Source organism: Thauera sp. (genome assembly GCF_034003485.1).
Lineage (GTDB): Bacteria > Pseudomonadota > Gammaproteobacteria > Burkholderiales > Rhodocyclaceae > Thauera.
Map to the genome: position 1 here is coordinate 50,960 of NZ_JAVEYL010000002.1, position 18,320 is coordinate 69,279.

The 18,320-nt window shown below is 65.9% G+C and carries 17 protein-coding genes and 1 other RNA gene; 5 read left to right on the forward strand and 13 right to left on the reverse strand.

The features are described from left to right. The first annotated feature begins 243 nt into the window (after window positions 1–243). Together RBT54_RS01415 and ffs are read left to right on the forward strand one after the other, a co-directional pair. Window positions 244–1,935, forward strand: a complete 1,692-nt coding sequence (locus tag RBT54_RS01415; protein WP_320363375.1) for an AMP-binding protein — start codon at window positions 244–246, stop codon at window positions 1,933–1,935. A gap of 121 nt (window positions 1,936–2,056) precedes the next feature. Next, an RNA gene (gene ffs, locus RBT54_RS01420) (signal recognition particle sRNA small type) lies at window positions 2,057–2,155 on the forward strand. Between the two features lie 86 nt (window positions 2,156–2,241). On the opposite strand, the gene RBT54_RS01425 is transcribed toward ffs, so the two are convergent. After that, window positions 2,242–3,144, reverse strand: a complete 903-nt coding sequence (locus RBT54_RS01425) for a ZIP family metal transporter (RefSeq protein ID WP_320363376.1) — start codon at window positions 3,142–3,144, stop codon at window positions 2,242–2,244. Between the two features lie 237 nt (window positions 3,145–3,381). Here RBT54_RS01425 and argB point away from each other — a divergent pair, with 237 nt between their 5' ends. After that, entirely contained in the window at window positions 3,382–4,284 is a 903-nt protein-coding gene (argB, locus tag RBT54_RS01430; RefSeq protein ID WP_320363377.1) for an acetylglutamate kinase, read from the forward strand. Window positions 4,285–4,393: 109 nt separating this feature from the next. On the opposite strand, the gene RBT54_RS01435 is transcribed toward argB, so the two are convergent. Next, window positions 4,394–4,831: an Hsp20/alpha crystallin family protein gene (locus RBT54_RS01435; protein WP_320363378.1), complete on the reverse strand. Its 438-nt coding sequence runs from the start codon at window positions 4,829–4,831 to the stop codon at window positions 4,394–4,396. Window positions 4,832–5,055: 224 nt separating this feature from the next. Between RBT54_RS01435 and RBT54_RS01440 the strand changes: the two genes are divergently transcribed. After that, window positions 5,056–5,289 carry a cysteine-rich CWC family protein gene (locus RBT54_RS01440; RefSeq protein ID WP_320363379.1) on the forward strand — a complete coding sequence of 78 codons (234 nt, stop codon included), beginning with the start codon at window positions 5,056–5,058 and terminating at the stop codon, window positions 5,287–5,289. Here the strand turns inward: RBT54_RS01440 and RBT54_RS01445 are convergent. From RBT54_RS01445 to RBT54_RS01495, 11 genes are all read right to left on the reverse strand, one after another. Beyond that, window positions 5,228–5,626: a barstar family protein gene (locus tag RBT54_RS01445; RefSeq protein ID WP_320363380.1), complete on the reverse strand. Its 399-nt coding sequence runs from the start codon at window positions 5,624–5,626 to the stop codon at window positions 5,228–5,230. The genes RBT54_RS01440 and RBT54_RS01445 overlap by 62 nt on opposite strands. Continuing rightward, a complete protein-coding gene (locus RBT54_RS01450; RefSeq protein ID WP_320363381.1) occupies window positions 5,623–5,997 on the reverse strand; it encodes a ribonuclease domain-containing protein in 375 nt (124 codons plus the stop codon). Before RBT54_RS01450 ends, RBT54_RS01445 begins: the two co-directional genes overlap by 4 nt. A 5-nt stretch (window positions 5,998–6,002) precedes the next feature. Then, on the reverse strand, window positions 6,003–7,649 hold the full coding sequence (locus RBT54_RS01455) for a response regulator (protein WP_320363382.1): 1,647 nt from the start codon (window positions 7,647–7,649) through the stop codon (window positions 6,003–6,005). Window positions 7,650–7,876: 227 nt separating this feature from the next. Then, window positions 7,877–9,676, reverse strand: coding sequence for an aspartate--tRNA ligase (gene aspS / locus RBT54_RS01460; protein ID WP_320363383.1), 1,800 nt, complete (start codon window positions 9,674–9,676; stop codon window positions 7,877–7,879). 84 nt (window positions 9,677–9,760) lie between these two features. Continuing rightward, window positions 9,761–10,387 carry a DUF502 domain-containing protein gene (locus RBT54_RS01465; protein WP_320363384.1) on the reverse strand — a complete coding sequence of 209 codons (627 nt, stop codon included), beginning with the start codon at window positions 10,385–10,387 and terminating at the stop codon, window positions 9,761–9,763. Between the two features lies 1 nt (window position 10,388). Beyond that, window positions 10,389–10,664, reverse strand: coding sequence for a zinc ribbon domain-containing protein (locus tag RBT54_RS01470; RefSeq protein WP_320363386.1), 276 nt, complete (start codon window positions 10,662–10,664; stop codon window positions 10,389–10,391). A 132-nt stretch (window positions 10,665–10,796) separates the two neighbouring features. Further along, on the reverse strand, window positions 10,797–11,648 hold the full coding sequence (locus RBT54_RS01475) for an A24 family peptidase (protein WP_320363387.1): 852 nt from the start codon (window positions 11,646–11,648) through the stop codon (window positions 10,797–10,799). Window positions 11,649–11,651: 3 nt separating this feature from the next. Then, complete coding sequence (locus RBT54_RS01480) at window positions 11,652–12,881, reverse strand: type II secretion system F family protein (protein WP_320363389.1); 1,230 nt, start codon at window positions 12,879–12,881, stop codon at window positions 11,652–11,654. A 15-nt stretch (window positions 12,882–12,896) separates the two neighbouring features. Beyond that, entirely contained in the window at window positions 12,897–14,612 is a 1,716-nt protein-coding gene (pilB, locus tag RBT54_RS01485; RefSeq protein WP_320363391.1) for a type IV-A pilus assembly ATPase PilB, read from the reverse strand. 88 nt (window positions 14,613–14,700) lie between these two features. Then, a complete protein-coding gene (locus tag RBT54_RS01490; RefSeq protein WP_320363393.1) occupies window positions 14,701–15,981 on the reverse strand; it encodes an HlyC/CorC family transporter in 1,281 nt (426 codons plus the stop codon). A 72-nt stretch (window positions 15,982–16,053) separates the two neighbouring features. Next, complete coding sequence (locus RBT54_RS01495) at window positions 16,054–16,887, reverse strand: inner membrane protein YpjD (RefSeq protein ID WP_320363395.1); 834 nt, start codon at window positions 16,885–16,887, stop codon at window positions 16,054–16,056. 48 nt (window positions 16,888–16,935) lie between these two features. Between RBT54_RS01495 and ffh the strand changes: the two genes are divergently transcribed. Continuing rightward, the gene (gene ffh, locus RBT54_RS01500; RefSeq protein ID WP_320363397.1) at window positions 16,936–18,306 is read left to right on the forward strand and encodes a signal recognition particle protein; all 1,371 of its coding nucleotides are present in this window, start codon (window positions 16,936–16,938) and stop codon (window positions 18,304–18,306) included. Window positions 18,307–18,320 lie beyond the last annotated feature (14 nt).

Below are 18,320 nucleotides of genomic sequence, written 5' to 3' on the forward strand. Positions count from 1 at the left end.
CGGCTCCGCGGAGGTGCGAGCGGTGGGCGAAGACGAGCGCCAGCAGGACCGCAAAAACGGCGTCGGGCGGGGTAATGGGGCAAAGTACTGACTTTGCAGCACAGCCGGGTCGGATTTATTCTCAAAGCGGTTTTCTTGATCTCTGTCGAGGAATTACGTTAACGTCAACGTAAAATAGACGGCTGGCTTGGCGGGGCATCCCCGCCGCAATTGATTTCAACGAGGCAATGGAGAGGAGAGCCCATGACTGCTGTTACCGAATTTCTTGCTGCACGCGACTTCCTGCTGCAACACCGCAGCGACTACGCCACCGCCTACGCCGGCTTCAAGTGGCCGAAGCTGAAGGAGTTCAACTGGGCGCTGGACTACTTCGACACCCTGGCCGCGGGCAACGACAACCCGGCGCTGTGGATCATCGAGGAAGACGGCAGCGAGTCGAAGCTCTCCTTCGCCGAGATGTCGGCACGCTCGAACCGCGTCGCCAACTGGCTGCGCAAGCAGGGCGTCAAGCGCGGCGAGCGCATCCTGATCATGCTCGGCAACGAAGTGCCGCTGTGGGAGACCATGCTTGCCGCGATCAAGCTCGGCGCAGTGGTGATTCCCGCAACCACGCTGCTCACCCCCGACGACCTGGTGGACCGCGTCGAGCGCGGCCAGGTCAAGCACGTCGTCATCGGCACTGCCCACACCGACAAGTTCGAGAGCCTGCCCGGCAGCTTCGGCCGTATCGCCGTGGGCGGGGCGCCTGCGGGCTGGAAGGCCTTCGAGGAGGCCGCGGCCGAATCCGACGTGTTCACGCCTGACGGCGTGACCCGCGTCGACGACCCGCTGCTGCTCTACTTCACCTCGGGTACTACCTCCAAGCCCAAGCTGGTGCTGCACACTCACCAGTCCTACCCGGTCGGCCACCTGTCGACGATGTACTGGATCGGCTTGAAGCCCAACGACCGCCACATGAACATCTCCTCGCCGGGCTGGGCCAAGCATGCCTGGAGCTGCTTCTTCGCGCCCTGGAACGCCGGCGCCTGCGTGTTCCTGTACAACTACAACCGCTTCAACGCCAAGGCCCTGCTCGACGTGCTGGTGAAGTACGAGATCACCACCATGTGCGCGCCGCCGACCGTGTGGCGCATGCTGATCCAGCAGGACCTGGCGTCGGTGAAGACCCGGCTGCGCGAACTCATCGGCGCCGGCGAGCCGCTCAACCCCGAGGTCATCGAGCAGGTGAAGAAGGCCTGGGGCATCACCATCCGCGACGGCTTCGGCCAGACCGAGACCACCGCGCAGATCGGCAACACGCCCGACCAGCCGCTCAAGCCCGGCTCCATGGGCCGCCCGCTGCCCGGCTACAGGATTGCGCTGCTGGACGCCGAGAGCAAGGCGTCGGTCGAGGGCGAAGTGGCGCTGGTGATGGGCGAGCACCGCCCGGTCGGCCTGATGGTCGGCTACGCCGGCGATGCGGCCAAGACCGCGGAAGTGATGCGTGACGGCCACTACCGCACCGGTGACGTCGCCAGCATCGATGACGAGGGCTACATCACCTATGTCGGGCGCGCGGACGACGTGTTCAAGGCCTCGGACTACCGCATCAGCCCGTTCGAGCTCGAGAGCGTGCTGATCGAGCACCCGGCCGTGGCCGAAGCCGCGGTGGTGCCGAGCCCGGATCCGCTGCGCCTGGCGGTGCCCAAGGCCTTCATCATCCTGGTCGCCGGCCAGGAGCCGAGCAAGGAACTCGCCAAGGACATCTTCGCCTTCACCCGCGAACGCCTGGCTCCGTACAAGCGCATCCGCCGCCTGTCCTTCGCCGACCTGCCCAAGACCATCTCGGGCAAGATCCGTCGTGTCGAGCTGCGCAAGGCGGAAGAGGCGCGCGGCGAGAACGTGCGCGGCGAGCTGGAGTTCTTCGAGGAAGACTTCCCCGAGCTCAAGGGCTGATCCAACCCGGCACCGGCACCGGCTGCAGCCCCGCAGCTTGGCCGGTGCGCAAGCCGGTGCGCGGACAAGGACGCGGCAAGGGCGCCCCGCGCGCTGCTCATGCTGCTACAATGCCGGCCGTGGCGGGTCTCCCCGCATTGCAGCGCGGTGAACCTGGTCAGGGCCGGAAGGCAGCAGCCACAGCCGTTTCCTGCAAGTGCCGGGGGTCAGGCTCGCCACCCTGAACATCAAAAGCGAAGGGCGCTCCATGTGGGCGCCCTTCGCTTTTGTGCTGCGCCGTTGCAACCGGCCCTGGCCGTGCGTCCTTCAGCCGAGCAGTGAGTCCATCAGCATCATCAGCACGAAACCGACGATGAGGCCGCCGGTGGCCAGCGTCTCGTGGCCGCGGCGGTGCGACTCCGGGATGATCTCGTGGCTGACCACGAACAGCATCGCGCCGGCCGCCCCCGCCAGGCCCCAGGGCAGGATCATCGCCGACACCGAGACCATCATCGAGCCGGCAATGGCGGCGATCGGCTCGATCAGGCCGGATACGGCTGCAACGCCGAAGGCCAGCCAGCGGCTGTAGCCGGCAGTGACGAGCGCGATCGCCACGATCAGGCCTTCCGGGATGTTCTGCAGCGAGATGCCTGCCGCGACCGCGTCGCCCGAGCTCGCACCGCTGCCGTTCAGGCCCGCAGCGACGCCGATGGCGAGCCCTTCGGGAATGTTGTGCACCGCAATCGCGAACACGAACAGCCACACCGCAGCGCCGCTGTGGCGGCCTTCGGGGGCGTGGGTGTGGGGCAGGGCGCGATCCATCGCGAGCAGGCCGCCGGCGCCGATCAGCACGCCGAGCGCGACCAGGGTGGCGGCGCTGAGTTCGGAAGCGGCCTGCGCCTGAGCGGCCTCGAACGCCGGCAGCAGCAGCGAGAACACGCTCGCCGCCAGCATCACGCCCGCGCCGAAGCCCAGCAGCATGCCCTGCACATTGGCGCCGATGCGGCGCACCACCAGCAGCGGGGCGGCACCGATGGCGGTCGCAGCGGCCGCCATCGCGCCACCAGAGACGGCGCCCGACACCGGCAGATCGAAGCCTTCGATGCTGCGAACCAACTGGGCGACGAGCAGCGCGAGGCCGGTGATCGCAATCAGCCAGCCGCTGAGCGCACGCAAGGCGCCGGCCGGGCTGGCGGGCTGGAAATGCAGGCGGGAAACTTTGTCGACCATGGCGGAACTCCTCGTGACGTGAGGGCGAAGCGGACCGGGCGGACTGCACGGCGCTTTACACGTCTTCATTATGGGTAACGGTCGTTGATAGATCCAATTGAACATTCCGAAAAAACTGATAGCGGTAGGATATTCAGTCGATCCGCTCCCGATGCGGCGGCGGTCGATTGCTGCAGTGCGCTTCCGGTTCCGGGGGCAGGCCACTAGAATCGTGGGGTTCGTTCAAGGAGCTTCCCGATGACCCAGTCCGCCCCCCATCAAGCCGTGACCCCTGCACGCAAGGCCGAGATCCTTGCCGAGGCCTTGCCCTACATCAAGCGCTTCTTCGACAAGACCATCGTCATCAAGTACGGCGGCAACGCGATGACCGATCCGCACCTCAAGGATTGCTTCGCGCGTGACGTGGTGCTGCTCAAGCTGGTCGGCCTGAACCCGGTGGTGGTGCATGGCGGCGGCCCACAGATCGAGAGCCTGCTCGCGCGCGTGGGCAAGAAGGGCGAGTTCATCCAGGGCATGCGGGTGACCGACGCCGAGACCATGGAGGTGGTCGAGATGGTGCTCGGCGGTCAGGTGAACAAGGAGATCGTGAACCTGATCAACCAGGCTGGCGGCAAGGCCGTGGGTCTCACCGGCAAGGACGCCAGTTTCATCCGCGCCAAGAAGCTGCTGATGCAGAAGCTCGACGCGCCGGTGGGCGACCTGATCGACGTGGGCCAGGTGGGTGAGATCACCAGCATCGACCCCAGCCTGATCGCCTTCCTCGACAAGGGCGACTTCATCCCGGTGATCGCGCCGATCGGCGTGGGCGAAGAGGGCGAGACCTACAACATCAACGCCGACGTGGTCGCCGGCAAGCTGGCCGAGATCCTCAAGGCCGAGAAGCTGGTGCTGCTCACCAACACCCCGGGCGTGCTCGACAAGGCGGGCAACCTGCTCACCGGCCTGACCCCGCGCCAGATCGACGATCTGGTGGCCGACGGCACGCTGTCGGGCGGCATGCTGCCCAAGATCGGTTCGGCGCTGGATGCCGCGCGTAACGGCGTGAAGTCGGTGCACATCATCGACGGTCGCGTCGAACACTGCCTGCTGCTCGAGATCCTCACCGACCACGGCGTCGGCACGATGATCAAGAGCAAGTAAGGCTGGACGGATACCGGCGGCGCAGACGCTGCGGCCCCCAGGAAGAACAAAACCCGCCTCCGGCATTCTTCCCGGGGCGGGTTTCTTACAAGGGCGTGACGGCGCAGGATCAGTCGATCGCGAGGCGCTTGGCCTGGGCTTCGGCCTTCTTCGGCAGCGCCAGTTCGAGCACGCCGTCGTTGAACTTGGCCGAGGCCTTCGCTTCGTCGATTTCCTGGCCGAGCTGGAAGCTGCGCGAGACCTTGCCGAAGTAGCGCTCGGTGCGCAGCACCTTCTCGCCGTCCTTCACTTCCTTTTCCTGCTTGCGTTCGGCGCTGATCGACACCACCGGGCCGTCGATGTGGACGTGGATGTCTTCCTTCTTCATCCCCGGCAGTTCGGCATGCACTTCGTAGCCGTCGGCGTTTTCCTTCACATCGACCCGCATCTGCGGCGCATCCGTCCCCATGTTGGCCACCGGGCCACTGCCGAAATCAACGGGGCGGACGAAAAAGCCGCGGAAGAAGTCTTCCAGGGGATCGACGCGTCGGGTGACATTCGTGCTCATGTACGGTTCTCCTCTTCTCAAGGCTGCCGGTCCATTCCGGCCTCACAACCAATATAGGTGCGTGCCTCGGGTTTTCAAGCCGGCTGTTCCGGCGGCGATAGCCGCGGGCGGAAGGCGGGGAGCGGAACTGCAGGAAGGGAATGCACTATCATCGACGGCACGACGCCGCCGGCCACGGGGCCTGGCGCCGTTCGACGACGATGAATGCCCGAGGCGTTTCTGTAATGAGCGAGCCGACCAACACCTGTCCGCGCTGCGGCGCGACCTTCACATGCGGCATGCAGGCGGGCGAATCCGCGTGCTGGTGCGCGGCGTTTCCGGCTGCTTTTGCGGTGCCGGAAGCGGGCGCGCTGCCCGCGGATGCCGGCTGCTACTGTCCGCGCTGTCTTGCAGAACTCATCGAGGACAGGCGGGCGCGCCTGGCGCAGGGCGATCGTCTTCCAGCGGCGTCTCGCTGAGCGCGAATTCGAAGATCACCCCGTCGTCGGCCCAGAACTCGGCTGCCTCGCCGAGGATCTCGAGTGCGGTGTCGAGGGTGTCGGGCGCTGCGGTGCGCAGGGTCTGCGGCTGGGCGAGTTCGATGCGGTAGTGCCGGGCCGGGAGCCAGGACAGGTCGGTGAGGCAGTCGGACAATGCGTCCCAGTTGTGGCCGAACCAGTCGGGGAAGTGCAGCGCGGCCGCGAAGCGCGCGAGCAGGGTAGCCTTGTCGGTGCAGCCGGCCAGATCGACGCGGATGTCCATGTGCGCGGCGGCGCCGGGGGTGTTCGGGTCGGGTCGGGGCGGCGTGGTGGTCATGGCAGGGGTTCGATCTGGCGGAAGCTGCTGTAGTGATCGGCGGTGTAGTAGAACACTTCGGGCGGGTTGCCACCGGCGACGATGCGGCGCGCGCCACGGTCGCGCGAGCCGGGCGTGGGCACCGTGTATTCGCGGTAATAGCCGCGCGGCTTGGCCGGCAGCAGGCGCTCGCGGTTCTGGAAGGTGGTGCCGTCCTTGCGGTAGGGGAAGGGCCCGCCGCGCTGGATGAGGGCGAGGGTCTCGATCGCCTCGGCCGGCAGGCCGGCGTGCGAAGGCAGACGAGTGTCCGAGCCGGCGGGCGGTGCGCAGGCGATCAGGCTGCCGACGACGGCGAACAGGAGCAGCAGGCGGGTGATCAGGTTGCGCAGCATGGGTGTCAGGCCGGGCGCGGCTTGGGCTGTGAGCGGGTGGGGGCGATGCCGAAGCGCTTCATCAGCTCGTGCATGAATTCCGTGATCGCCGTCAGCCGTGGGTTGGCGGGCGAAAGGCGCTGGGCGCGCTCGATCAGCGCGCTCGCCTGGGCGGCGAAGGCCTCGTTCCAGCCGCGGTTCTCGATGTGGCGCAGCAGGGCGAGCGCGGCGTTGAACAGCACGTGCGGATTGCCGGGCATCTTGCGCGCGGCATTCATCATCTCGGCCACGGCGCCGTCGAAGTCGCCGGCGTGCGCTTTCTGGGCGCCGGTGGTCACCAGCGACTTCACTTCGGCCTGCACCTTCGCCTCGACCTCGCGCGAGACCTGGTCGAGGCCGCGCGAGCGCAGCGCCGCACGCGTCGACTCCAGCGTGCGGTCATCGCCTGCGGTACGGATCAGGTCGGCGAGCAGTTCGGTGCCCTCGTCGGACATCTGCTGGTCGTAGCACGCCTTGACGAGCTCCTGGCGCAGACCGACGGAGAGTTCGCGCAGACGTGTGGGATTGCGCAGTGCGCCCAGCATCGACTGCCGGGCCGCGGTGTGGTCGTGCTGATGGGCCTGGATGAGCGCGCCGCCGATCGCTGCGCACAGCTCGCCCTTGGGGTGGCGTCCCAGGCCGCGCTCGAGGTCGCCGAGCGTTTCGCGCGCATCGGCGAGCTTGTGCAGGGCGAGCTGGGCCTGCAGCAGGCGCACATGGTCCTCGGGTTCGCGAAACTCGGAGTATTTGCCACGCTCGACGACGTCGATGAGGCTGCGCTCGGCGGTTGCCGGGTCACCGGCGCTCAAGGCCAGCTCGCCGAGATGACGCAGTCGGGCGATGCGATAGGGCGACAGTTCGCTGGCGCGCTGCAAGGCCGCGCAGGCTTCCTGCGGGCGCGCGGTTTCCTCACGCAGCCGGGCGAGCAGCTCGTAGGCCTCGATGAAGCGATCGTGGCGGGCGAGCAGCTCGGTCAGGATGTGTTCGGCTTCGACCCAGGACTTCTTCAGCACCAGCATGCGCGCGAGGCCGAGTGAGGCCCACGGGATGGGGCGTGCCGACAGGATCTCGCGATACAGCGTCTCGGCCTCGGCGATCTGGCCGATCCCTGCGTGCAGCTCGGCCTGCAGACGCATGAAGTCGACCAGGTGTTGCGGAAACTCGTTGCGCGCGATCCGGCAGTAGTCGATCGCCGCCACCGGGTCGCCAATCTTCATGAGCTGCCAGGCGGGCAGGAAGGCGTCGCGCTTTTCGAGTGCGCGCAGAAGGCGCACCCGCAGCGTCTCGGCGGTGAGCGGTTTGAGGATGTAATCGTTGGGGGCGAGCTCGCAGGCGCTGGTCACGCGCTCGTAGTTGCGCTCGGCGGTGATCATCACGAACAGGGTGTCGAGCGGGATGATGCGGTGCTGGCGCAGGTCCTCGAGCAGGTGCTGGCCGTCCTGGCCTTCGCCGAGGTTGTATTCGCACAGCACGAGGTCGAAACGCTGTGCACGCAGCCGGCGCATGGCCATCGTCGCCGACACGGCAAACTGCGGCGCCTCGATGCCGATGGACGTGAGCATGTTGCGCAGTTGCGCGCGCATGGTCGCCTGGCTCTCGACGACGAGGACATCGATATCGTGGGGCAGCAGCATCGGACAGGGTACCGGACGCACGCTGGGGGCGTGCCATGACCGAAGATTACGGCAGGCAGCGCAAAGGCTGAAGCCCCCGCGACGAAGAAATCCATCTTCGTCGCGGGGGCTTCAGGCATGGGCGCCAGGAGGGGGCGTCGAGCCGTGCGAGCGGGCTTGCCCGCGAACGGCGTGCGTGGAGCCGCTGCATGCGCGGGCAAGCCCGCTCCCACGGGCCAAGCGTGTGCTCAGCCGCGCTCGACCTCGACCTCGGTCTGCACCTTCTGGCGCAGGCGGATGTGCAGTTCGCGCAGTTGCTTCTCGTCCACGCCGCTGGGCGCGTCGGTGAGCAGGCACTGGGCGCGCTGGGTCTTGGGGAAGGCGATCACGTCGCGGATGGACTCGGCGCCGGTCATCATGGTGACGATGCGATCCAGCCCGAAGGCGAGGCCGCCATGCGGCGGGGCGCCGTACTTGAGCGCGTCGAGCAGGAAGCCGAACTTGGCCTGCTGCTCCTCGGGGCCGATGTTGAGCGCCTCGAACACGCGCGCCTGCACGTCGGCGCGGTGGATACGCACCGAGCCGCCGCCGATCTCCCAGCCGTTCAAGGCGAGGTCGTAGGCCTTGGCCAGGCACTCGCCCGGGTTGGATTCGAGCAGCTCGATGTGCTCGTCCTTCGGGCTGGTGAAGGGGTGATGGCAGGCGGTCCAGCGCTTGTCGTCCTCGTCGTACTCGAACATCGGGAAGTCGACCACCCACAGCGGGCACCACGCCTCGCCGGTGACGTAGCCCTTCTCGTGGCCGAGCTTGATGCGCAGCGCGCCCATGGCGTCGTTGACCACCTTGGTCTTGTCGGCGCCGAAGAAGATGAGGTCGCCCGACTGTGAGCCGGTGCGCTCGAGGATGGTGGTGAGCGCGGTCTCGTGAAGGTTCTTGACGATGGGCGACTGCAGGCCCTGCTCGTTGGGCTGGGTGACGTCATTGACCTTGATGTAGGCCAGGCCGCGGGCGCCGTAGATGCCGACGAACTTGGTGTATTCGTCGATCTCGCCACGGGTGAGGCTGCTGCCGCCCGGCACGCGCATCGCCGCGACGCGGCCGCCCGAGGTGGCGGGACCGCTGAACACCTTGAAGGCGACGTCCTGCACCGCGTCGGTGACGTCGGTGAGCTCGAGCGTGACGCGCAGGTCGGGCTTGTCCGAGCCGTAGCGGCGCATGGCTTCGGCGTAGCTCATGCGCGGGAAGGGTGCGGGCAGCTCGACCGCCATCGCCTCCTTGAACACGTAGCGGATCATCTCCTCGACCAGCGCGGTGATCTCGTGCTCGTCCATGAACGAGGTCTCGAGGTCAACCTGGGTGAATTCGGGCTGGCGGTCGGCGCGCAGATCCTCGTCGCGGAAGCATTTGACGATCTGGTAGTAGCGGTCATAGCCGGCCACCATCAGGAGCTGCTTGAACAGCTGCGGCGACTGCGGCAGGGCGAAGAACTGGCCCGGGTGCACGCGCGAGGGCACGAGGTAGTCGCGCGCGCCTTCAGGCGTGCTCTTGGTGAGCATCGGCGTCTCGACGTCGATGAAGCCGGCACCGTCGAGGAAGCGGCGGAAGGCCATCGTGGTCTTGTAGCGCAGCATCAGGTTCTTCTGCATCTGCGGGCGACGCAGGTCGATGACGCGGTTGGTCAGGCGCACGGTCTCGGACAGGTTCTCTTCGTCGAGCTGGAAGGGCGGCGTGACCGCCGCGTTGAGGACCTCGATGTCGTGACACAGGATCTCGATCTCGCCCGAGGTGAGGTTGGCGTTCTCGGTGCCGGCCGGACGGCGGCGCACCTTGCCGCTCATCTTGAGCACGAATTCGCTGCGCACCGATTCGGCGATCCTGAACGTCTCCGCACGGTCGGGATCGCACACCACCTGCACCAGGCCTTCGCGGTCGCGCAGGTCGATGAAGATGACGCCGCCATGGTCGCGGCGGCGGTGCACCCAGCCGCTGATGGTGACGATCTGGTCGAGGTCGGCGGCGGTGACTTTTCCGCAGTAGTGAGTTCGCATGTCGGGTTCCGGCTGTTCAGGGGGCGGCGCGCCGCCCCGGGGAGTCAATGATCGGTGAGTTCTGTCGGGCGGCAGTGGCCGTCGTCATTCGTTGAGCAGCGCGGCGCGCGGCACCGGCTTGCGCAATGGGGGCGAGACCACCCCCATGGAAATGATGTACTTGAGCGCTTCATCGACGCTCATGTCGAGCTCGATGACGTCCGCGCGCGGCATCATCAGGAAGAAGCCCGAGGTGGGGTTCGGCGTGGTCGGCACATACACGCTCACATAGTCGCCGCTCAGATGGTTGGCGGCGTCCCCGCCCGGTTGTCCGGTCAGGAAGGCGATCGTCCATGCACCCTCGCGCGGGTACTGCACCAGCAGCGCCTTGCGAAAGGCCTGGCCGCTACTCGAGAACAGCGTGTCCGAGACCTGCTTGACGCTGTAGTAGATCGACTTCACAACCGGGATGCGCGACAGCAGCGCCTCCCATAGTCGCACCAGTTTCTGGCCGAGCACGTTGGCCGCCACCACGCCGGTGAGGAAAACGATCAGCAGGCTCGCCACCACGCCGACGCCGGGGATGTCGATGCCGATGTAGCTGCTCGGCTGGTGTTCGGTCGGCAGCCACAGCAGGATCGCGTCGAGCGTGCCGATGATCCAGGCGAGCACCATGAAGGTGATCGCCAGCGGGATCCAGATCAGCAGGCCGGTGATGAAGTATTTTTTCAAGTCAGTGGCACGCGCAGCCGCCGCCGCAGCCGCTAGTGGGCGAGGCGTCGGATGAAGAAGAAGTGGAGGACGTGGGCGTCGCCGCCGAGGTGCCGCCACTCTTGAAGTCGGTGGCATACCAGCCCGACCCCTTCAACTGGAAGCCGGCGGCCGACAGCAGCTTGGCATAGCCGGTGGCGCCGCACGATGGGCAGGAGGACAGCGGTGCGTCGCTCATCTTCTGCAGGTGTTCCTTCTGGAAACCGCAGCTTGGGCAACGATATTCGTAAATGGGCATGGGGTGCTCCCGAAAACAAGTGCGCAAGTCTAACGCAATGCAGCATAAGGAAAAAGCGCGCTCCGGTTGCCGGAACGCGCTCGATAGATTAGGGCGGCAGATGCTCGCTTCAAGCCCCGTTCGGGGACGGGGTCAGAGCAGGCCCAGGTAGTGCGTCGTCAGGGCTTCGCCCCAGAACAAGGCGATCACACCCGCAGCGGCCAGGTAGGGTCCGAACGGGATCGGCACGTTGCGTCCGTGGCGGGCGAAGGCGATCAGGGCGATGCCGACCACCGCCCCGACCAGCGACGACAGCAGGATGGTCAGCGGCAGCACCTGCCAGCCAAGCCAGGCGCCAATTGCGCCGAGCAGCTTGAAGTCGCCGTAGCCCATGCCTTCCTTGCCGGTGGCGAGCTTGAACAGCCAGAACACCGACCACAGCGCCAGATAGCCGGCCATGGCACCGACGACCGCGCTCGACAGCTCGGTGTAGGTGCCGGTGAGGTTGAAGGCCAGTCCCAGCCACAGCAGCGGCAGGGTGATGTCGTCGGGCAGCAACTGGGTGTCGAGATCGATGAAGGCCAGCGCCACCATCGCCCAGATGAAGAGCAGGGCGCCCGCCGCGGCCAGCCCGTAGCCGAAGTGCCAGGCGGCATAGCCCGAGAGCACGGCGGTGAAGGCCTCGACGATCGGGTAGCGCTTGCTGATGCCGGCGCCGCAGTGGCGGCAGCGTCCGCGCAGGAGTACATAGCTGACCACCGGGATGTTCTCGAGCGCGTCGATCTGGTGGCCGCAATGCGTGCACCGTGAGCGCGGGGTGGCGAGGTTGAAGCGCTCGCCAGCCGGCGCGTCCTCGCCGCGCAACTCAGCGGCCTGGGCGTGCCAGTCGCGCTCCATCATCTTCGGCAGGCGATGGATGACGACGTTGAGGAAGCTGCCGACGAACAGACCGAGCAGGGCGGCGAGCGTGGCGAAGGCCACCGGATCTTGCAGGAGCGCCAGCATGGATCAGACGACCGCGCCGAGCTTGAAGATCGGCAGGTACATCGCCACCACCAGGCCGCCGATGATGGTGCCGAGGAAGACCATGATCAGGGGCTCGAGCAGTTGCGACAGGCCGGCAACTGCGTCGTCCACCTCCTGCTCGAAGAAGTCCGCGACCTTGCTCAGCATTGAATCGAGCTGGCCGGATTCCTCGCCGATCGACACCATCTGCACAACCATGGTCGGAAAGACGTCGGTGCTCTGCATTGCAACGGTGAGGCTGGTGCCGGTGCTGACATCGCTCTGGATCTGTCTGGTCGCGACCAGATACACGTAGTTGCCCGCAGCGCCGCCGACCGAGTCGAGCGCTTCCACCAGCGGCACGCCGGCGGCGAACATCGTCGACAGCGTGCGCGTCCAGCGCGCGACGGTAGCCTTGCGGATGATCGGGCCGATCACCGGGAAGCGTAGCAGCGCGCGGTCAAGCGCGATCTGCATCGCCGTGGAGCGCTTGTAGCTCCAGGCGATGAAGACGATCGTCCCGATCAGGGCGCCGAAGACGAGATACCAGGACTGCACGAAGAAATCCGACATTGCGATCACCATCATCGTCGGCGCAGGCAGGTCGGCGCCGAAGCTGGCGAACACGCTCTTGAATTCGGGAATCACGAACAGCATCATCACCGAGACCACCAGGCCGGCGACCACCACCACGGCGGCCGGGTAGAACAGCGCCGACTTGATCTTGCTCTTGATGGCGAGGATCTTTTCCTTGTAGGTGGCGATGCGGTCGAGCAGGCTGTCGAGGATGCCCGCCTGTTCACCGGCGGCGACCAGGTTGCAGAACAGCTTGTCGAAATGCGCCGGGTGCTTGGCGAAGGCTTGAGACAGGTTGAGACCGGTCTCGACGTCGGTGCGGATGTCGTTGAGCAGGCGCGACAGCGCCGGATTGCCCGAGCCCTTCATGGCGATGTCGAACGCCTGCAGCAGCGGCACGCCCGACTTCATCATGGTTGCGAGCTGGCGGGTGAACAGGGCGATGTCCTTGTCGCTGATGCGGCCGCCGCGGGCCATCTTGTGCTTCTTGACCTTGCTGACCTGGATGCCCTGGCGGCGCAACATGGCTTGCACCATGGCGTCGCCGGCGGCGCGGATCTCGCCGCGGACGACCTTGCCGGTCTTGTCCTTGCCTTCCCAGGTGTACAGATCTTCCTTCGGGCCTGTGGCGCGCACTGCCCGGCTTGCTGTCGCCATGAGATCGAACGTCCTTTATTCGTTGGTCGACGCCAGCACTTCTGAGAGTGAGGTGACGCCCTGTTTTACCTTGCGCAGACCCGACTGGCGCAGGTCTCGCACGCCTTCGCGGCTGGCCTGGGCGGCGATGTCCATCGAGTTGCCGCCCGTCATGATGATGTGGGCGATTTCCTCGGTGATCGGCATGACCTGATAGATGCCCACGCGGCCCTTGTAGCCGCTGCCCTTGCAGCGGTCGCAGCCCACTGGCCCCATCGGCTGCCAGCTTTCGTCCAGTTCCTCGGCGCCGAATCCGGCCTCGATCAGCGCCTCCATCGGAATTTCCATCGGCTTCTTGCAGGAGCATAGCCGGCGGGCAAGGCGCTGGGCCGTGATAAGAATCACCGAGGATGCGATATTGAACGGCGCCACGCCCATATTCTTTAGGCGTTCAAGGGTCGAGGGCGCGTCGTTGGTGTGCAGGGTGGACAGCACGAGGTGGCCGGTCTGCGCAGCCTTGACCGCGATCTCGGCGGTTTCCAGGTCGCGGATCTCGCCCACCATGATGATGTCCGGGTCCTGACGCAGGAAGGAGCGCAGTGCGGCCGAGAAGGTTAGCCCCGCCTTTTCATTGACGTTGACCTGGTTGATGCCCGGCAGGTTGATTTCGGCCGGGTCCTCCGCAGTGGAGATATTGACGTCCGCACCATTGAGCATGTTCAGGCAGGTGTAGAGCGAGACCGTCTTGCCCGAGCCGGTGGGGCCGGTCACCAGCACCATGCCGTAGGGGCGTTTGATTGCGTTGACCAGCGCCTCCTTCTGGTCCGGGTCGTAGCCGAGCGCATCGATGCCGAGCATGGCCGAACTCGGGTCGAGGATCCGCATCACGATCTTCTCACCATGCAGCGTGGGCAGGGTCGACACGCGGAAGTCGATCGCCTTGTTCTTGGACAGCACGAGCTTCATGCGCCCGTCCTGCGGCACGCGTTTCTCGGAAATGTCCAGACGCGAGATCACCTTGATGCGCGCGGCGATCTTGTCCTTGAGCACCAGGGGTGGTTGCGAGATGTCGCGCAGGATGCCGTCGGTGCGCACGCGGATGCGGTAGTACTTCTCGTAGGGCTCGAAGTGGACGTCGGAGGCGCCCTCGTTGATCGCGTCGATCAACACCTTCTGGATGAACTTGACGACCGGGGCGTCATCGACCTCGTTTGCTTCATCGTCCTCGCGCTGCTGCGCCGGGCTGTCGTGCTGCAGCATGTCCATGTCGAAGGCTTCACCGGTCAGCTCCTTGAGCGTGTCGGCAGCGGATTCGGACAGGGTTTCGACGACGCGCTTGAGCTTGTCGGCCTCGGCAATCACGAGGTCGAGCTGCATGCCGGTCTGGAAACGGATCTCGTCGAGCGCGCGCAGATTCGACGGGTCGGCGGTGGCGAGTGTGATGCGGTTCTGGCGCTTGGCGAGGGGGGCGACCTGGTGCTTTGCCAGCAGTTTGCGGTCGACCGCCTCGCGCGCAAACATCTCCGGGTCGAAGGCCGCGATGTCGAGCAGCGGGTAACCGAAGATCTCGGCGGCGAAGCGCGCCATCGCCGCACAGCTCATCAGGCCGCGATTGGCCACGTCGAGCATGAAGGCGTTGGTCGCGTCGCCGGCATGCGCAGAGCAGGTAATCGCATCCGCCTCCTGCAGATGGCCATGCTGGATGAGCGCCCTGGCAAAGCCGCTCAGGGTCGGTTTGGTGGTTGCCGCCATGCCTTGCTCGAGTTCGAGGTGCGGTCGATGTTGCCCGCCGGTTGAGGCCTTGTAAAGCGCCGTTCCATGCCTGCCGTGATCCGTTGCCTCATTGGACGTCGTTGCGTGAAACCGGGCGGAACAGGCGCGCGGTGCGCACCATGCGGTCCTGTGTCTGTACGACTTCGATCGGCGTGTCGGCAATCTTCATCGACACGCCGGTTTCGGGAATGTCCTGCAGGTGCTCGAGGATCAGGCCGTTGAGCGTCTTCGGACCGTTCGTGGGCAACTCGAGCTCGAGCTTGCGATTGAGCTCGCGCAGGTTGGCCGAACCATCGACCAGCACATTGCCGTCCTCGTTCCACGCCATGCGGTCGCCGGCGTCGGGCGTGCTGGTTGTGAACTTGCCTATCAATTCCTCGATGATGTCTTCAAGGGTGATGAGGCCGAGCAGCTCGCCGTACTCGTCCACGACGAAGGCCAGGCGCTGCTGGTTTTCCTGGAAGAACTGGAGCTGCGAGTACAGCGGCGTGTCGGCCGGGACAAAGTATGGGCGCGCGAGCAGCTCGCGCAGGCGCTCGGTGTCGAAAGCCTGCTCGAGCGTGTCGCTGAGAAGGCGGCGTTGATGCAGTACGCCGATCACGTGTTCGCGGTCCCCGTCGTACACCGCGAGGCGGGTGTGGAAGCTGGTGGCGATCTGGTGCCGGATCTCGCCTTCCGGGTCGGACAGGTCGATGCCTTCGATGGCGCCGCGCGGTGTCATCACGTCCTCGACCGTGATGCTCTCGAGGTCGAAGAGGTTCATCAGGATGCTGCGGTGCTTGTGCGGAATGTACTGGCCCGATTCGATCACCATCGCCCGTAGCTCTTCGACCGACAGCGCGCTGCTGGTGTCGTCCTTCGACTTCAACCCCATCAGTCCGAGCAGGCCACGCGAAAAAAGGTTCACGAACCAGACCGCAAAGTAGAAGATGCGCAGCAGTGCCGATAGCGGATAGGCCACGAAGGGCGCGAGACGGTCCGCGTGGTTGGCACCAATCACCTTCGGGGTGATCTCCGAAAACACCAGGATGGCAAAGGTGACAAGTAGCGTCGCGATGCCCAGTGCCCAGCGCTCGTTGCCGAAGAGTTCGAGCGTGATCACGCTGACCAGCGTGGCGGCCGCGGTGTTGACCAGGTTGTTGAACAGCAGGATGACGCCCAGCAGGCGGTCGGTCTTGGCAAGCAGGTCGAGCGCGAGCGTGGCGCCGCGGTTGCCCTGGCCTGCAAGCGAGCGCAGGCGGTAACGGTTGGCCGCCATCATTACTGTCTCGGACATCGAGAAACAGCCCGAGAGCACCAGCAGGACGACGAGCGCGGCGATTTGAAGCGTCAGGTGTATGTCCGACACGGGGATATGCTAAGTCTGGGGAGCCCGAGTATTCGTGCGGGCTTGAGCGGTGTCAATGACGGGGGGTGACGCTTATCCGACACGCTCGAGTACGACCTCGATTACGAAGCGGCTGCCCACGTAGGCGAGCATCAGCGCCACGAAGCCCGCCAGCGTCCAGCGCAGGGCGACGCGCCCGCGCCAGCCCCGCAGTCTGCGTCCCACCAGCAGGCCACCGAACAGCAGCCATGAGATGAAGGCGAACACCGTCTTGTGGTCTACACGCAGCGCCTGGCCGAACAAGGTCTCGGCGAACAGCACGCCGGTGACAAGGGTAAGCGTGAGCAGCACGAAGGCGATGCTGATCAGGCGGAACAGCAGGGCCTCCATGGTGAGTAGTGGAGGCAGCCCCGCGAGCACGCGGCTGAAGCGTGCGTTGTGCAGCTGGCGGCTGGCAACCGACATCAGCATCGCGTGCAGGGCCGCGAGCGTAAACAGGCTGTAGGCGAGCATTGCGATGACGAAGTGCACGCGGAAGGCGGGCGAGGCCGCATTGGCGAGCACGTGTTCGCCGGGGAAAAACAGCGGGATCACACTGGCAAGCGCGCCAGCGGGCATGATCACCGCATGCAGGCCCTCAAGGCGGGTGTAGAGGGTCTCGACCCAGTAGAAGCACACGGCCAGCCATACCATCAAGGACAGCGCGACGCCGAAACCGAAGCGCATGTCCGTGCCCGGGAAAATGGCGGTGTGCAGAATGGCACCGTGAGTCAAGATCGCGGCCAGCAACAAGAGACGCTCGCGCGCGCTCATGCACTCGCGCTGCCGATCCTGCGCGCCGCTGCCCATGACGCAGCTCCGCCAGAAAAGCACGCCCACGGCTGCGTAAAGCGAGGCAGGAACCAGATGAAGTAGAATTGATCGCATACGTTGCAACAGTTTACTCCAAGTCACGCGCCCAAGGCCTCTCCGAACATGCTCGACAATCTGACCCAACGCCTGTCCAAAGTCGTCAAGACCCTGCGCGGCCAGGCCCGCCTCACGGAAGAGAACATCCAGGAGGCGATGCGCGAGGTGCGCATGGCACTGCTCGAGGCCGACGTCGCGCTCCCCGTCGTCAAGGACTTCGTCGCCAAGGTCAGGGAGAAGGCGGTCGGCCAGGAGGTCATCGCCTCGCTGACCCCCGGCCAGGCCCTGGTCGGCGTGGTGCACGACGAACTCAAGGCGCTGATGGGCGGTGCCCACGAGGGGCTCGACCTGTCCACCCAGCCGCCCGCGGTCGTGCTGATGGCCGGCCTGCAGGGCGCGGGCAAGACCACCACCACCGGCAAGCTCGCCAAACTGCTGCACGAGCAGCAGAAGAAGAAGGTGCTGGTGGTCTCCACCGACGTCTATCGTCCGGCGGCGATCGAGCAGTTGAAGACGGTGGCGGCTCAGGCCGGGGTCGGTTTCTTCCCCTCGGAAACCGCGCAGAAGCCGGTCGACATCGCGCTTGCCGCGCTCGATTACGCGCGCAAGCACCACATTGACGTGCTCCTGGTCGACACCGCCGGCCGGCTCGCGGTGGACGAGGCCATGATGGCCGAGATCCAGGCCCTGCACGCCGCAGTCAAGCCGATCGAGACCCTGTTCGTGGTCGACGCGATGCTCGGCCAGGATGCGGTCAATACTGCGCGCGCCTTCAACGAGGCACTGCCGCTCACCGGCATCGTGCTGACCAAGCTCGACGGCGACTCGCGCGGCGGTGCGGCGCTGTCGGTGCGCCACGTCACCGGCAAGCCGCTCAAGTTCGCCGGTGTCGGCGAGAAGCTCTCCGGGCTCGAGCCCTTCCACCCCGACCGCATGGCCAGCCGCATCCTCGGCATGGGCGACATCCTGGGCCTGGTCGAGGAAGCGCGCCGCGGCGTTGACGAGGACAAGGCCAAGGCCTTCGCGCAGAAGCTCAAGACTGGCAAGGGTTTCGATCTCAACGACTTCAAGGAGCAGATCGCCCAGATGCGCAAGATGGGTGGTCTGTCGTCGATGATGGACAAGCTGCCGGCGCAGTTTGCGCAGGCGGCGGGCAAGCTCCAGGGCGGGGCCGAGGAGAAGACCATCGGTCGCATCGAGGGCATCATCAACTCGATGACGCCGCTCGAGCGTGCCAAGCCCGAGCTGCTCAAGGCCAGCCGCAAGCGTCGTATCGCCGCGGGCGCCGGGGTCACAGTGCAGGAGGTCAACCGCCTGCTCAACCAGTTCGAGCAGACGCAGAAGGTGATGAAGCAGTTCTCCAAGGGCGGCATGAACAAGATGATGCGCGCCATGAAAGGCATGATGCCGGGCGGCCTGCCCGGCATGCCGCGCTGACCGGGTTTCGCGAT

Bases quoted from the DNA above. Each gene is read 5' to 3' on its own strand.
- RBT54_RS01415 (WP_320363375.1), top strand. From the start codon at position 244: ATGACTGCTGTTACCGAATTTCTTGCTGCACGCGACTTCCTGCTGCAA.
- RBT54_RS01425 (WP_320363376.1), bottom strand. From the start codon at position 3,144: ATGGTCGACAAAGTTTCCCGCCTGCATTTCCAGCCCGCCAGCCCGGCC.
- argB (WP_320363377.1), top strand. From the start codon at position 3,382: ATGACCCAGTCCGCCCCCCATCAAGCCGTGACCCCTGCACGCAAGGCC.
- RBT54_RS01435 (WP_320363378.1), bottom strand. From the start codon at position 4,831: ATGAGCACGAATGTCACCCGACGCGTCGATCCCCTGGAAGACTTCTTC.
- RBT54_RS01440 (WP_320363379.1), top strand. From the start codon at position 5,056: ATGAGCGAGCCGACCAACACCTGTCCGCGCTGCGGCGCGACCTTCACA.
- RBT54_RS01445 (WP_320363380.1), bottom strand. From the start codon at position 5,626: ATGACCACCACGCCGCCCCGACCCGACCCGAACACCCCCGGCGCCGCC.
- RBT54_RS01450 (WP_320363381.1), bottom strand. From the start codon at position 5,997: ATGCTGCGCAACCTGATCACCCGCCTGCTGCTCCTGTTCGCCGTCGTC.
- RBT54_RS01455 (WP_320363382.1), bottom strand. From the start codon at position 7,649: ATGCTGCTGCCCCACGATATCGATGTCCTCGTCGTCGAGAGCCAGGCG.
- aspS (WP_320363383.1), bottom strand. From the start codon at position 9,676: ATGCGAACTCACTACTGCGGAAAAGTCACCGCCGCCGACCTCGACCAG.
- RBT54_RS01470 (WP_320363386.1), bottom strand. From the start codon at position 10,664: ATGCCCATTTACGAATATCGTTGCCCAAGCTGCGGTTTCCAGAAGGAA.
- RBT54_RS01475 (WP_320363387.1), bottom strand. From the start codon at position 11,648: ATGCTGGCGCTCCTGCAAGATCCGGTGGCCTTCGCCACGCTCGCCGCC.
- RBT54_RS01480 (WP_320363389.1), bottom strand. From the start codon at position 12,881: ATGGCGACAGCAAGCCGGGCAGTGCGCGCCACAGGCCCGAAGGAAGAT.
- pilB (WP_320363391.1), bottom strand. From the start codon at position 14,612: ATGGCGGCAACCACCAAACCGACCCTGAGCGGCTTTGCCAGGGCGCTC.
- RBT54_RS01495 (WP_320363395.1), bottom strand. From the start codon at position 16,887: ATGCGATCAATTCTACTTCATCTGGTTCCTGCCTCGCTTTACGCAGCC.
- ffh (WP_320363397.1), top strand. From the start codon at position 16,936: ATGCTCGACAATCTGACCCAACGCCTGTCCAAAGTCGTCAAGACCCTG.